Here is a 14477-nt window from a genome sequence, read left to right as displayed (position 1 = left end):
GGCCTTCTTCCCCCACGCGGCGTCGCTGGGTCAGGCTTTCGCCCATTGCCCAATATTCCCCACTGCTGCCTCCCGTAGGAGTCGGGGCCGTGTCTCAGTCCCCGTGTGGCTGACCACCCGCTAAGGCCAGCTACCCGTCTTTGGCTTGGTGAGCCATTACCTCACCAACTACCTGGTGGGACGTGGACCCATCTATTAGTGACAGCCGGTTGCCCAGCCGCCTTTTACCCCAGTGTCCGTAGACACCGTGGTCTTATTCGGTATTAGCTCCAGTTTCCCAGAGTTATCCCAATCTAAAAGGTAGGTTATCCACGTATTACTCACTCGTCCGCCGCTCAGCACATCCCAGGGTTACCCCCAAAATGCCTGCGCTCGACTTGCATGTGTTAAGCACGCCGCCAGCGTTCGCTCTGAGCCAGGATCAAACTCTTCATGTAAACCTAAAGTGAATCGCCTGCTCCTTCTTGGCCCGCCTGCGTCTGCTATTTAATTTTCAAAGAACTTGTAGCTTGAGTAAGCTTAATACTTCTCGAGGGAAGAATAAAATTATACTTATGCGTTAATGCTTGTCAAGAACAAATCAGAAAGAAAATTAAAAATATCGAGCAAAATTATTTTAAGCATCTCTTTTTCTATGTCAAGGTTAGATAGTATAGATGTGTAAAGAAGTAGAGGCCACTGAGCTTAGTAGCTCTACCCATAGAGGCCACGCCTATACTATGTGCTCATTGATGATATCTGTGGTATCACCCGACTTTCCGGCGTATGCCGCAAGAAACGGTCAACACCTAGCTTGGAGAAAATTATCGTGGAGTATAACTGATGGGTGCCTCGGTTTTTTAGCTAAACTCGGAATGATAAACAGAGAGAGAAAATAAAACGCCTTGGTATATATTTCATCCTCCGTTGGGTATTTGGAGGTTTATTCTCTGGATTTTTACGGCCTTACTGATAGAGCCGGTCTTTTTCTATCTCGTCCTCGGAAAAACCAGCCTGCCAACCAGGTCGACCTTCCCATCCCTGTCCAATCGTTTGAACGAATACGAGCAGGGAACAGATTTCCTTCTCTCAAAAATCTGCAAGGCCCCTACATGAGAACCCCTCAACGGTCTACCCATATACCCATCCCTTATAGACGCCGTTTCTCTTTGTCTCCAGGAGCCTTTTCCCTCCACATATACGATGAGGATAATAAGCACGGCGAGAACCTTTGTCAGGACGAAAACCTTGAAATCGGCGGAATCCATCCCGGCTAGGCATAAGGCAATCAGAAACAGGATAGCTCGGAGCCACCTCTTCAGCTCTCGCTCCCGGACCCTCATACGGTTAAGAAAACCTGTAGTCGCACTACCCAGTAGCTCATACATAGTATTTACACCCCCGTCTGTGTTTTTCTTATACGGCTAAAACCCGGAGTTAGTTTTACATCGAGGCAGTCTAACCTGTATAATTTATTGGTTAATAAAATGTTCATTATAAACTCTATAGCTTGACAAAAGTTAATTATTAACTAATATATAGTATACCGATAACATTGTCAAGGAGAAAATATGGATAATAAACAAAATGGGGTGAGGATAAGGTTACTAAGACAACATTTAAACAAGAATCAAGAGGAATTCGCCTCGGCGATTGGGTATAACCGGAGTTACATCTCTAACATAGAAAAGGGAAGGACCCCGGTCACCGAGCGTCTTTTTCTGCTCATAGAACAGGCTTTTGGAGCCAATCCTGAGTGGTTACGGAGTGGCCTAGGTGAAATGTTCAAGAATAAAGTCATTTCGGCGAAAAGCGATTACCCTCCGGCAGCAGAATCACATCCTTTTAATTCCGACGACCTAAGGCATTGGCAGCCGGGTCACAATATCGGGCATTATGCCAAGGAGGAAATCGTGCTTGCCCCGGTTTATAACGAAGCCGATGCTGGGGAGGCTCTCCGGAATTACTCTTCACCGGAACCTATAGACTGGGTCCCGGTAAAGGCAAGGTGGCTCTCGGACCACATACTCCTGGTAAGGGTCAGGGGCGACAGTATGGAAGCCAATATCCCGGACGGGTCTGTCGTATTTGTAGATATGAACCAGAAGGACATCATCGACGGCAAGGCCTATCTATTGGAGGTTCCCTACATCGGGGCCACGGTTAAAAGGGTTTACATCGATTATCAAAAAATAATCTTAAAACCGGATAATCCGATGCACAAAGAGAAGGTATTCCCACTCGAAGCGTTGGAAAGGGATGAGCTCCGGATAATAGGCAGGGTAATAAGGGTGATAACGACTGAGGTATAAAACAACTAATATCGAATTTACTATAATTTTTACCGACAAAGCAATCCATATTAGGGAATCAAGAGATTCATAACACTGAGAATAGGAGAATCTCCTCTCACTTTTTCTCAAATAGGCTAGCCTCCAGCTTATGATGTTCGTCGTTGCTGGCATAGCTCATGCCAATGTATTCCCGGCTGGACAATAAATTATGGGATTGGTCTAAGCTCTTCTTGATGAGGCCTTGGGAATCGTAGCTGTGGGCCAGAACCACCCACACCCGGTTATAATCCTTGACACTGGAGTCGAGCTTTTTTACGCTGTCCTCATCCACGATATTAGTTTCTTCCGGGAATGGTTTCTTGACCAGGTCGGTTCTTTTAGAATAGTAGTCGAAGGGTATCTGGGCGTAGTTCGCGTTGAAAAGCACCAAATCCCCCTCGCTGGCGTTAGTGTCGATATAATCTACCATCTCTCTCCAACGTTCTTTGTTAACAGTGGAGTAACCCTCCCAAACATTAGCCAAGAAACCTAGGACAATCAGGGTGATTACGGCAAACTTGAGTTTTGGCCCGAGGTTTCTTATTCCTATCGCCGCTAACAAATAAAAGGCTAACGAGGCGACGATTGTGTATCTATACCAGTAGATCGGGGTAAAGAATTTAGAAATCAGGAAAGGCAAAATAACGGGGCACGATAACCATACCAATAGAAAATAACCCGTCTTTATGTTCGACAGATAGATTTTCCACCTGTAGCCCCGCATAGATGCAAACAGGTCTCTCCAATATATGCCTTCACCAAATTTTTTGAATCCTACCACTGAGAAGAAAGACAGTACCAGAAAAAGAGACAGTAACAGATAAGACCCTGAATACAGCTTAAAGGAGTTAATAATACTCTGGACCGAAGGCACCGGTATCCAACCTATTCTCTTTCCGCTCTGTGCTCGTATCACCTGTTCCATAAAAACCGTAACCCAGGGCGAGAATAGGACGGCTAATATAAGCTGTAGCAGAATCCATTTCTTCAAATTTAGTTTAGAGTCTTTCCTCTCTAATATGAGCTCAGTAAACGAATAAATATTCTGTGCAATTATTATGAATAAACCGTAAATATGGGTGTACATCAATAGAGAGCTGGACAGTATATAACCGATCGAATCTGCCCTACCCTCGCTTTTTAACATTCTCAGGAAGAAATACATTGAGGCCAGGGTGAGGAGGACCATTAAGCTGTACATTCTTGCTTCCTGGGAATAATAAATATGAAAATTGGATAAGGCCAGGATCAGGGCACTTAGAATTCCCGTCTCCCTGTCCGAAACCAGGATGCCCACCTTGTAGATCATCAATACCGCCAAGAAGCCGAATAGTACGGACATAAACCGGGTAGAGAATTCGGAGTCTCCCAAAAAACCGACCCAGTAGTGCAAAAGTATAGGATAAAGAGGAGGATAAGTATCCTGGGTGGTAGCCTCGATAACACCCGATAGGTTTGACTTGGCCATTTGGATGGAGAAGGCTTCATCCAGCCAGACACTCTCGCCACCCAGGTCGTATAACCTAAGAAAAAGACCGATGAGTAAAACTGCAGCCAGCGCCAATCCTTCTCTTCTTAATTTCAGCTTCGTCATTCTTTCGAGTGTCTATCTTAACTGGCTCAAGGGGTTCAAACTGTTCCGATCCTATAAGAATTATACCAAATTTTATTAGCCTTCATGGGGCGCCGGCCGGGGGCCGTTATTAAGGTCGGGAGGTAGTCCCCTTACACTGATTCCGTATCCAGATGTTTAGAGGGAGATTCATAACCGGTAGATTTTTTATAAATGGCAAATCTAGGTAATATTAGGACATACTTAACCCAAGCATCTAACCATTAATCAATAGTTATTAGATAATCGAGGAAAATGTGCTTCAAGGTAATAATGACATCCCCCCGATGGCACCTGAATGGGATAAACGCATTTTCTGCTAACTTGGCTCGAGAGCTTTTGAAGCGCGGCATCGAGGCCAAGATACTACTGACCCAGACGGACCGACGCAAATATTACCCGGGCATCGAGGTGCCGCTGACACCGGGCATACCGTTCGAGATACTGCCGGTAAGGGTTAAACGTAATACATACTGGAAATCCCACTGGAAGGCACTTAAGAACTATTTAGAGCAAGAGTCTCCCTGCATCTACCTGCCTAACTATGACTTTGGACACTCCTCTATCTGCCCTAGGCTTTCCAACCGAATACAGATTGTTGGGGTCGTGCACAGCGATGCCCGTGCTCATTATGACGCCGTTATCAGGCTCGGTCGTTACTGGGACGCCATAGTAGCGGTCAGCCGGGCTATAGGGGATAAGGTTGCCGGGTTCGACGAGACGTTTCGGAAAAGGCTTTTCACCATCCCCTACGGGGTTCACATTACGGAGAAGTTCCCGGAGCGAGCTCCGGATGATAACCGGCCCATAAAGTTAGTTTACGCCGGTCGCCTGATTCAGTATCAGAAAAGAATCCTGGATATACCGAAGATTTTAGCCTTATTACAGAAGAGGGGAGTACCGTTTAAACTCACCATCATGGGCAATGGGCCTCATGAGAAAAAACTACTAGACGAATGCAAGAAGCTTGACAAGCAAAATGCTGTCAATTTTTTGGGCGCATTACCAAACGACCGGATTTCGGAAATACTTTCACAAAACGACGTTTTCATATTGACCTCGAAGTTCGAGGGAACACCGGTTTCTCTCCTCGAAGCCATGGCTCATGGTTGTGTTCCGGTGGTTACCGACATACATAGCGGGATACCGGACCTGATAGAGGATGGTATTAACGGATACAAAGTGCCGGTGGGAGACATTAATATGTTTGCAGAGCGTATAGCCACACTCAAAGAGGACCTGAATTTACGTCGGCAGATGTCTTTTCAAGCGTATAGCAAAATTAAAAACAGCGGATACAACATCGAAGACGTGGCGCAGAAGTATATAGACCTATTCAAACACGTTACGGAAGAGGCAAAATCCGGCAATTACAAACGTCCCAAGGGCGTAATAGTCCCACCACGGTTTCTCCGGGTATCCCCGGACATACTGGATAGCTGGAGCTGGAGAATAACCGCGCCCATCCGCTGGCTCGGCCGCTTGCTTCGCCCCTTAAATTAAATCTAGAATATGACGACAAGCACAGCTCTACCCACAATTATATTTGGGTCGGACAAAACACTATTTACATTACCGGCATATCATCATTATCAATTTACCAACCATTCACCAGGTTCCAATCGACGATAAAAATAGGTTCTGTGCGCTTTGGAGCTTCCCCATCATGTGCCGGCTGTCCACTCCGCTGAATCAACATGGAAAGGACCCGGTCGGAATGCCAGCGTATCCGGTCTATCACCGGCTCGGCAAACTCCACCGTATCCCCCCACAGAATGCGCATTTCACCGTACGGCTGGTAGTCCGGCGCTAAAAGCCTCTTTACAGCCATGCGCTGGCCGGTAAGGTCTCCCCGGAATACTATGTAAACATTATCAGCGTCGTCGATGACCACCTCCGGACGGCTGATGGGGATGGGGAGCGTTCCCCCGCCCCGGAGGACAAAAGGTTCTGTCCTCTCGCTGACGTAACTGTGTCGCCACTTTTTACCGTCAAACCAGAGGTGTTGATATTGGGGAACCCCGTCCGGGTCATCGGAGTAAAAGGCGATGTGTGGCCGGCCATTACTGTCCACGGCGCTGCTGGCCTGGTTGATGAGGTTAGCCCCGGGAGAGACCGCAAACACCGTCTCGGAATTCACCTGGGTAATAGGCATCTTTAAGGGACGGCCCCTCGAGGTGAACCATGTCCTTCCCAGGTCGGGCGAGAAGGCATAGTCTATATTGATATTGCTAACGATCCTATCTTTTCCGGTGGCGTGCGTTCGCCAGACGAAGGACAGGTGTAAACGCCCATACTTGTCGAAGGCGGGGTGATTCCAGTAAGGATTGCTGGTCCATGGCCTCTGCCCCGTGCCTTTAAGGATACAGGGATTACGGTCGACCCAGCACCTTCTAGCCTCATCATATTCTTTTAGGCATGCATCGCCATCCCCGCTCACTCCCAGGCGGTAGAGAAATAGTAAAGGGCCGTACCCTTCACCTATCCTGGACATTAAGAAAGAAGGATAGGTAACTTGACCCTCTCTTACCCCGGTCATGGGAAGTTCTTCACTCCAGGCATCGATAGATAAAGGCCTTGAAGAACGACGATACCTGAGCGTATCTCCGTGTTGGTCATAGCTTATATGAAGAAAACCAAGCCTGTCTAAGCCAAGGCTGATGGAGTTGTGGGCGTCGGTGGTATTGAATGGGCCATGGATTTGGTGTAGCACGACCCGGTCGGTTTTAAGCTCCCTTCTAACTACCCACAATTCACCGTCTGCTCCATAATAGGCTCCAAACTGGAATCCGTCCTTAGAAACTAAACCGTGGTGTCTAAAAATAACAGTATTCACGGTGTTACTTGCCCAGCCTTTTCCGATCGGTACGATATTTGATGGACTTAGTTCTTTTGGCCGAGGAAAAGTGTACATAGCTTTCAACACCGCCATAACCAAGACAACAAGAGCAACAAGCCGGGTCTGATAAACACGGCCGGCTAACCTTTTCATGGCTGCAAATTTCAAGCAAACAGGAACTTAGCGGTAAAGCTTCCCGTAAAGACTCTTATCCAGTGACTGCTTAATCCCCTCACGCACATACCCTAAGATTGGCTGGAATCGCATAGTTTCGATTGCGTTATCAATGCGATGGGAAGGGTATTTTTGCCGGAAAGATAAACCGCCCTGTCTACCTAAAATGCGCCGCCGTTCATGGGTATAACTCTGTGATTTGGCATGATAAACATAAGTATGGGTAGCGATTGCACATGCAAATCCAGCGTCGGTCGCCCGAAAGCAGTAGTCATTCTCTTCGCCGTACCCGTCGGGAAAATTCTCTTCGTCAAAATACCCAATTTTATCTATAACCTTGCGTTTAATTGCAAGGCAAAATCCGTTTACCAACGGCACCCGTGGAAAAATCGTAGAATAAGATTCCATTAATTTATCCATATCGCTAACACTAAAACCAGCGGGCAATTGATTCACCGCGAAATCACCCTTTTCGTCAAAGCGTTCCGGAACCGACTGCCAGCTTGCCGCATTGGACAATGGACCTATAACTCCGATATCTGATGCGCTCTCGCCGCACTGTAGTAATTTTGATATCCAATTAAAAGCTACAACTGTATCGCTGTTAAGCAAGATAACATAATCACCGGTAGAAGCCCTTAGGCCGGAATTGGCGGCCTTGGTGTAACCCAGTGCACTTTGGTGGTGAATAAGAACGTCCCTAGAATGCCTTGCGACAAAACTCCTCAGAAACTCATGAGTTGCAGTATCCGACCCGTCATCAACAATAATTAGCCGATGGCTTGTTTGCCTTGAACCATCGATGGATGATAAACACTTCTTTACATGGTCGAGACGGTCATGAACGCAAACTATAATGTCGACATTCAACATTCCAGTCTTTTTGAGTAACGAGATGCGGTTCGCCGCTCCCAAGACAAATTCCTTATTCCGCCTGAATGACCTCCTCAGCGCTTTGGTCCCGGCGTTAGATGGAGAATTATGTCTGAATAGCTTGAAGCAAGGATGATTTCTAACGCTGATACCGCCCTCGGCTAAAAAGCCAAGCCTTATATCGTTTTTATAAGCAACGTAATTCAGGCTTAACTGATCCCTTTTGCTGCCGTTATCTATTTCCTTCCACCAATCATTCATTAGTTGAATGATATCCCCTTCGTTATGCTTTCTGACGATTAGGTTGGTTTCGGACAATCCTAGGTTATGGGGATAATTTTCTGACTTACAACCATTAATCTGAGCCATGATAATTTCCGGCTTGTCCAATTTCAGGTCAATACATTTAGAGGCCTCGTCGTAAATACAATCCCGGTATGGATGCTTGAATGTGGCCATGTGGCAATTAAGCGGCATTCTCGATATGAAATCGGCCACGTCCCCGACGATTAAAAGATTGGCATCTACCCAAATACTCCACTCATAATCCGGAAAATATACATGGGGATGCAACTTAACGTACCTAGCGGTCCTGGTCGGGTCGGCATTATAATAATCAAAAGGTATAATTCGCCAATTATGATGGTTACCAATTCGTTTATCCGAGAAACAAACGTAATCACAGCCCGGGGAGACGTACTCTGACCTTTTTAATTCATCATAGTCCCCGGATATAGCCGAATAGACAACAATTTTCTTTCTGGATTTCTTTCGACCTGCCTTACTTTCTAAACTGTGGCCTAAGTAATGGATTAACTGGACCGGATATTTTGCGATTATCTCTAATGGTCTAGTGATTTGCCAAGACCGGGATTTACGGATTTCAGAAATAGTTTTTTCATGTTTTCGGTTTCTTTTCCGTAATCTTCGGATCTTACCCTCAAATTTACGAAGCTTTAACTCCAGCGTGTGTATTTTATCATCGTAATTTTCCTTTTCTTGTTGAAGGACCTTGATTTGCTCCTTTAATTCACTAATCTGTTCGTTCAACTCTCTTATTTCTATGTCTTTTATCTTTTCCATGATATTAAGTGTCTTATGACCTTCGCTAACGCCCTTTTAACTTCTTATTTTGGCTTACATATTTTGAATAAAAAGTAACGCTGGCACAAAGGATGTTTGACTTCCATTATATATAATAAATCCTATAATTTTATCAAGGAGCGCCTAACCGAAACAGCGGCGCCCCCAAAATGAACAACAAAGTTCATAGCGGAAAATATGGAATCGATAACCACTGTTTTTATCGTATGTTCGAAATGAAGATTCTGATATATGGGCTCCCAAAATCGGGTACCACCAAGCTAACATACGTGATTTCTAAAGCCCTCGACCCACCGGCCGACATCATTTTTGAGCCTAAGTCGAGGGAGAGAGAAAGGGAAATTCCCCCAAATGTCCTGGCAAAATGCCTCTTCGGTTTGGACCCCGACCTTTACACAACACCCGAAAAAGTTAATGATTTCAGCGACTACGAGAAGAAAATATGGCTAGCCCGGGACCCTAGAGACATAGCCATAAGCTCGTTTCTCTACCAATGGTATCGGGCTCACAACCCGAATGAGGACACATTCAAAACAGCATTAAATAAATTGAAATACAAGGAGAGGAATTGCAAAGCAGTCCCGTTCCGTGAACTGGATAAATATAAAGAAGACGGAAGCATTAGAACTATAGACGAGTTGAGAGAATATCATCTGAATGTAATTAACGCAGTGGCCAAATTTGTCGGAAATCTTGGTTCCGATTGGTTCATCTATAAATACGAGGATATGATAAAGAATAATTTTAGGAACCTTAATAACTATCTGGGCTTCCCGGTTAAAGCAGATGCAAAGGTGCCCAAAATTTATGCTCGGGTATCAAGGTCAAAAAATTATGGGAATTGGAGATACTGGTTTACCAATGAGGACTTGGATTTTTATAAGGAACTTTACTCCGAATATATGGGTATTGTCAGGTACGACAATAATGATTGGCTAATTTGTGATAATAAAACCCTACCTAAAGAAATAGGCTCAGGATACATGGAAAATTTATTTTTTGGTGACACGGTCGGAAAAGGCAAGTCGAATATAAGAGCTTTTTTGAATGACCTAAGCCATAATATTAGCAGGCTATTCAGATTCTAGGATGGGCCTTAGTTGTGCGCGTCCAGCCAGCTAAAGCTATTTCGATGCCGCCAGCTTGGAGCCTAATCTCAAAAAAGCAGAATATTTGCCGTAAAACCAACGGAGCGGTGCCGTCAGCTTCCAGCTTCTTGATCTTCTCATTTTCCGGTTTGACCTTCTCAATCTTCTGCATTCTCTAAACCGGTTACCGTAGAGCTTGCCAAGACGGAACAAGGCGTTTTCAAGAATAAGCTTATCATCCCCATTGCTCATGAACTCCGGGATCATCCTTATAAAAATGTTGAATGTTTCGTCCTGTGAGCGAAGAGGGGCCTGTCTGATTGTGTTCTTATCGTGAATTCTGTAATAAAGTAACGTCTTATCCGCCAGAAATAAAAATCTATTTCGGTAGGCTGCCAGTGCTCGAAGTATGAAGTCATAATCATGCGTATACCGGTATTTATTGAATAATCCAACCTCTTCCTTGGCATTACTGTGAAAGAACATGTTCGAGCTCGTCACTACTATATTGTTCGAGAAAATTACGCTCTCAACAGAACCGGTCTCCATATAGATAGATTTTAATCGGTTATACCAGGAATTGTATTTGAATAATGGGTCTTCAATGACTGTGGAAGATTTATCTATGAATACCAAGTCGGTGGCGATGAAGCGGGCATCTTTTGATTCGGCTGTGTCTACCAGGACGGCCAGCCGGTCTCTATGGTAAACGTCGTCGGAATTAATTATAGAAATGTATTTCCCATTAGAAAGATTGATTCCCTTGTTGATGGTGTTAGGTGCATCTATATTTTCCTGGGTGTAATAGCGGATACGGGTGTCCTTATATCCCCGTATAATCTCATCCGTATTATCCGTCGACCCATCGTTTATTATGATAAATTCAAAATCGGTGAAGTTTTGGTTGAGTACACTCTCCACCGCTTCACCCACATACTTTTCGTGGTTATATGCAGGCATGATCACGCTGACTAATGGATTTTTCATCTTCCCCACCTCGAGTATTTGTTTGTCTTTCTCCTGAATCACCGTGTCTTTCTGTCCAATAAGTTCAATCATCTCTTGAACTTGCTCCACCTTATCATTTATTTCTTGTTGTTGGTTCTGTATAGTGGTTTCAAGCTGGTTTATCCGCTGTGTTAACCGCCTCTGCTCTTCTTCTAATCTCATTGCTTCTTCCTCTCTCTGTTCCAGAGAGGCCTGAAGAATCTTGATCTTGTGATTCAAACCCTTCTGTTCAGCCAGAAGCCCTTCTAATCGCTGATTCTTCTCAGTTAACGACCGCTCCTGGGCCTTCACAATAGACGGAAGTTGCGTTATGTCTAGCATGAATCGCTTATGCTCTGCACTTAATTGTGCCATGTACTCGGTCTTAAGCGTAAGTCTTTGTGAGATATGAAATAAGAAACTTCTAATTCTCAGAACTTCATCCGGCGACGCCCTCATCAGTTCTTGAAAAGCACCTGACTGCCTCCTGCCTATAGCCAGTACTCCCAGGCCGTGCCCGTGAACAAACTCAAAGTGAGGATATTTTTCCTTAAGCTCTTCCCATAACCTCCACACCCCGAAGTCACCCTTTCGAACATTGATGTCGTGAAAGAGAATAACCCCGCAATCGCTCATTTTCGGTAGCCATGACTCGAAATCGTGCCTCACCGCGTCGTATGTATGGTAGCCATCTATGTGGAGAAGGTCTATGGTTCCATCATTAAAATGCTCTAGTGCCTCGTCGAATGTGCTCTCTACCAAGCGGGAAAAACTACCATAGAGGGGATCATGATGTTCACTTAAGTCAGCTAAGACCTCCGGGCCATAGGAGCCCGTATGAGCATCTCCCCGCCATGTGTCAATAGCATAACAACTGGTGTTTAGGCTAAGCTCCTGAACAGCCTGACAAAAAGCGCAATATGAATCTCCATATTGCGTTCCTAACTCTACAATCACCCTCGGCTTGAGTATATCAACCAAGAGCATTGCAAAAGGGATGTGCTCATGCCAAGATGAAAACGGAGTTAATCGTCTAGGAAACGTAAAGATAATAGGATGGTCTAAGATGTTAAAATGGTTATGCATACTATTGCTCCCATCCTCCGGGTCTAGCCAAACTTAGACCCAAACATAACCATTGCGTTCGGTTTGGAAATTTAATATATCACCCCTAAACTGGCAGTTCAAAATTTTTATCGATTCAAATTCTCTTTCAATCAACTACACCGAAGCAGTGTAGGATATGGTCTTGCAGTAATACCGTCACGATCCCATCGGCTTAACCGGGGGGCATATTGTGTGGAGTCCTGAACTGCTAAGCTAATTTAATGTTCGGGTGGAATTTGATGCCGGGGAATCAATCATAGTTTCCGTCTTTTCTCTCGAGATCCCCTCCCCCACTTCAAATTTTACCCCGTTTTTATCGAATCTAAGAAGCGCAATCGTTTTGAAGAGATGCTGGTCACCTTTTTCATCCTTAACTGTAAGAAACTTAGCCTCATCTTTGGTATAAACTTCAGAAGAGAATCCGTTTATTACTGGCTCTGTCTCGGCATAAGAACTTATTCCAACAAAGGTGGTAATAACCGCAGTCATAAACAACGATAGAAGAAGCCGTTTCATCTTTTTTTCACCTCACTTCGAAGTATCTTGGCCGGTTTTATTAGACCGTTGCGACTTAGGTACCATGCCCAAGCCGCAACGGTTGCTGAGGAAGGATGGTGGTGTGATGACCTATATGTTAAGTTCGCTTTTCCTCCTTCTTGGTTTTAGGCTCGATAACCCTTTCTTATAACCTTAGTAGTCTCCGAGTGGGCTTCCGGAATCATCCTTTGTCGGCTCGTCCTTTCGCATTTCTTCCGGTGCTTGCTCCAGACCTTGTTCTTGATCAAATTCCTCGGACCGGATTTCCGACTCCGATGGGATGGTCAAACGCTGTCCAACGTGGATTGAATCGGGATTCTCAAGGTCATTGGCCCTGGCTATGATAATCCATTTATCCTGAGAGCCAAGATGCTCCTCGGCAATCTCTGCCAGGGTATCACCCTCTTTCACTACATATTCCCCTTCTCCTGCTACCTGAGCCCCCTGTTCGGCTTCAGCCAATGGTTTCTGGCTTTCAGTCTCGGAAGTAACCTCGGCTGAACCGGCATCTTCTTTCATGCCCGGCTCTGCGCTATCGGCACCAATGGGCTCCTCTTCCGTTGCCGCGCCCTCTGCAGAAATGTCGCCTTCATCTTTGAAAAGACTTTCGGAAGAGGCTTGGTCGTCTCCCTCGATCCTCTCGATGGAGGTGGCCACTCCGTTCTCTATTTCCACTTTGACCATGTCGCCGGGCTCAAGTGGGCTGGCCTTGAGTTCGTCCGCGTTTTCCAATGCAGTGGTGTTGAACGAATGGGTCATGCCTGATTCGTCTTTGACCTCTACAGTATCTTCTTTGACATTCGTCACTTCGCCCTTGATCTCGGTGGGCTTAGTAGCCTCCTGGTTAGTAGTGGGCTGCTCCATCTGTTGTTGTTCAGTCTCGGCGCCCTGAGGCTGGTCTTCCAAGGCAAAGGAACTCACTCCGGTAAGGGTAAGCCCCGATGCCACTAATACAGATACAAGCAATTTTTTCATTGTATCTTACCTCCTTGTGTAGGATTTTTTAGAATTAGTAGTTTGCAACCTCCGTGCCAAGTATGTTCGTTTGTTTAGTATCTAGTGATTACAGAGAGTTAAGGAATGAGTCTTTGGATTCAAGGAAGATAGCACACGTTTAACTGTGAGATAATGCACGGAAAACACAGTGGGAATTCCCACAAGTATGCTTTTATCTTTACTACTCTAGATTTAGTAACAGACGTTGTCGTATTAAATTTTTATTCAAGATGACTACTACTCTGCGCATGGCTATCTCCGAATCCTTCTTGTCCCATTCAGAAGGAAGTTTCTACACCTATGAACCTGTTCTGAGTTTAATCAAAGGATATGGTTTCTCGACGTGTTCATTCCTCGACCGCGCTGAGAACGAACGGGTTTTTACACTCCCTTCCCAGCGGATGTTAATCTGCTCATCCAGCTTGTCGAAGCACTCATGGTTCGACGGAATGTATGTTGAGTGCTTCGATTCCTCAGCATAAACTACGCCGAAAGGCCCATCATGAAGGAGGGGAACTCATTCTAATACTACTTCACCCCAGAGCGGAGACGAAGGGTGATTAAAAGACCCATGGTTCAACGGAGTTTATCCCAAATTATGCATGAAAGGGATATTTTCTAGACAAAAGTGCCTCCAACTATAGTAAAATAAGGGTGTTTCACAAACCTTAAGAGCTATAGAGGAGGCACTGAACAAGTGAAAAAGAAATATATCTCAAAAAAGAGGGACAGGCAATCAAAAAATAAAGGAAGTCTATGAGCAGTTCACCGGGAGTAACCTCACCCGGTTCGGGGGCACGGGGCTTATAAGGAGATTCTTTAAGAGACACCGTATCCAGGAGAGGATA

11 protein-coding genes and 1 rRNA gene are annotated in these 14477 nt (G+C 45.2%); 3 read left to right on the top strand and 9 right to left on the bottom strand.

The window, feature by feature from the left end:
- Positions 1 to 437 (bottom strand): 16S ribosomal RNA (locus VNN20_16835); the annotation flags it as partial.
- A 531-nt stretch (positions 438 to 968) separates the two neighbouring features.
- Complete coding sequence (locus VNN20_16830; GenBank protein HWP93854.1) at positions 969 to 1367, bottom strand: hypothetical protein; 399 nt, start codon at positions 1365 to 1367, stop codon at positions 969 to 971.
- A gap of 183 nt (positions 1368 to 1550) precedes the next feature.
- On the opposite strand from VNN20_16830, the gene VNN20_16825 reads away from it, so the two are divergent.
- Positions 1551 to 2291 carry an XRE family transcriptional regulator gene (locus tag VNN20_16825; protein HWP93853.1) on the top strand — a complete coding sequence of 247 codons (741 nt, stop codon included), beginning with the start codon at positions 1551 to 1553 and terminating at the stop codon, positions 2289 to 2291.
- A gap of 97 nt (positions 2292 to 2388) precedes the next feature.
- Here the strand turns inward: VNN20_16825 and VNN20_16820 are convergent, their stop codons facing one another.
- Positions 2389 to 3906, bottom strand: coding sequence for a glycosyltransferase family 39 protein (locus VNN20_16820; protein HWP93852.1), 1518 nt, complete (start codon positions 3904 to 3906; stop codon positions 2389 to 2391).
- Between the two features lie 291 nt (positions 3907 to 4197).
- Between VNN20_16820 and VNN20_16815 the strand changes: the two genes are divergently transcribed.
- Complete coding sequence (locus VNN20_16815) at positions 4198 to 5427, top strand: glycosyltransferase family 4 protein (protein HWP93851.1); 1230 nt, start codon at positions 4198 to 4200, stop codon at positions 5425 to 5427.
- Between the two features lie 94 nt (positions 5428 to 5521).
- Here the strand turns inward: VNN20_16815 and VNN20_16810 are convergent, their stop codons facing one another.
- Together VNN20_16810 and VNN20_16805 are read right to left on the bottom strand one after the other, a co-directional pair.
- Positions 5522 to 6916: a BNR repeat-containing protein gene (locus tag VNN20_16810; GenBank protein ID HWP93850.1), complete on the bottom strand. Its 1395-nt coding sequence runs from the start codon at positions 6914 to 6916 to the stop codon at positions 5522 to 5524.
- Between the two features lie 27 nt (positions 6917 to 6943).
- Positions 6944 to 8893, bottom strand: coding sequence for a glycosyltransferase (locus VNN20_16805; protein HWP93849.1), 1950 nt, complete (start codon positions 8891 to 8893; stop codon positions 6944 to 6946).
- 236 nt (positions 8894 to 9129) lie between these two features.
- Here VNN20_16805 and VNN20_16800 point away from each other — a divergent pair, with 236 nt between their 5' ends.
- Positions 9130 to 10002 (top strand): hypothetical protein, encoded by an 873-nt coding sequence (locus VNN20_16800; protein HWP93848.1) that lies wholly within the window; start codon positions 9130 to 9132, stop codon positions 10000 to 10002.
- A 36-nt stretch (positions 10003 to 10038) separates the two neighbouring features.
- Here VNN20_16800 and VNN20_16795 read toward each other — a convergent pair whose 3' ends face one another.
- From VNN20_16795 to VNN20_16780, 4 genes are all read right to left on the bottom strand, one after another.
- Positions 10039 to 12075: a glycosyltransferase gene (locus VNN20_16795; protein ID HWP93847.1), complete on the bottom strand. Its 2037-nt coding sequence runs from the start codon at positions 12073 to 12075 to the stop codon at positions 10039 to 10041.
- 234 nt (positions 12076 to 12309) lie between these two features.
- A complete protein-coding gene (locus tag VNN20_16790; protein ID HWP93846.1) occupies positions 12310 to 12612 on the bottom strand; it encodes a hypothetical protein in 303 nt (100 codons plus the stop codon).
- A 174-nt stretch (positions 12613 to 12786) separates the two neighbouring features.
- On the bottom strand, positions 12787 to 13608 hold the full coding sequence (locus VNN20_16785) for a LysM peptidoglycan-binding domain-containing protein (protein ID HWP93845.1): 822 nt from the start codon (positions 13606 to 13608) through the stop codon (positions 12787 to 12789).
- Positions 13609 to 14297: 689 nt separating this feature from the next.
- On the bottom strand, positions 14298 to 14477 hold a 180-nt coding region (locus VNN20_16780), incomplete at its 5' end, for a hypothetical protein (GenBank protein HWP93844.1).

The sequence above is a fragment of the Thermodesulfobacteriota bacterium genome (assembly GCA_035559815.1).
GTDB lineage: Bacteria > Desulfobacterota_D > UBA1144 > Nemesobacterales > CSP1-2 > DATMAT01.
This window is presented reverse-complemented; position numbering and strand designations above follow the sequence as displayed.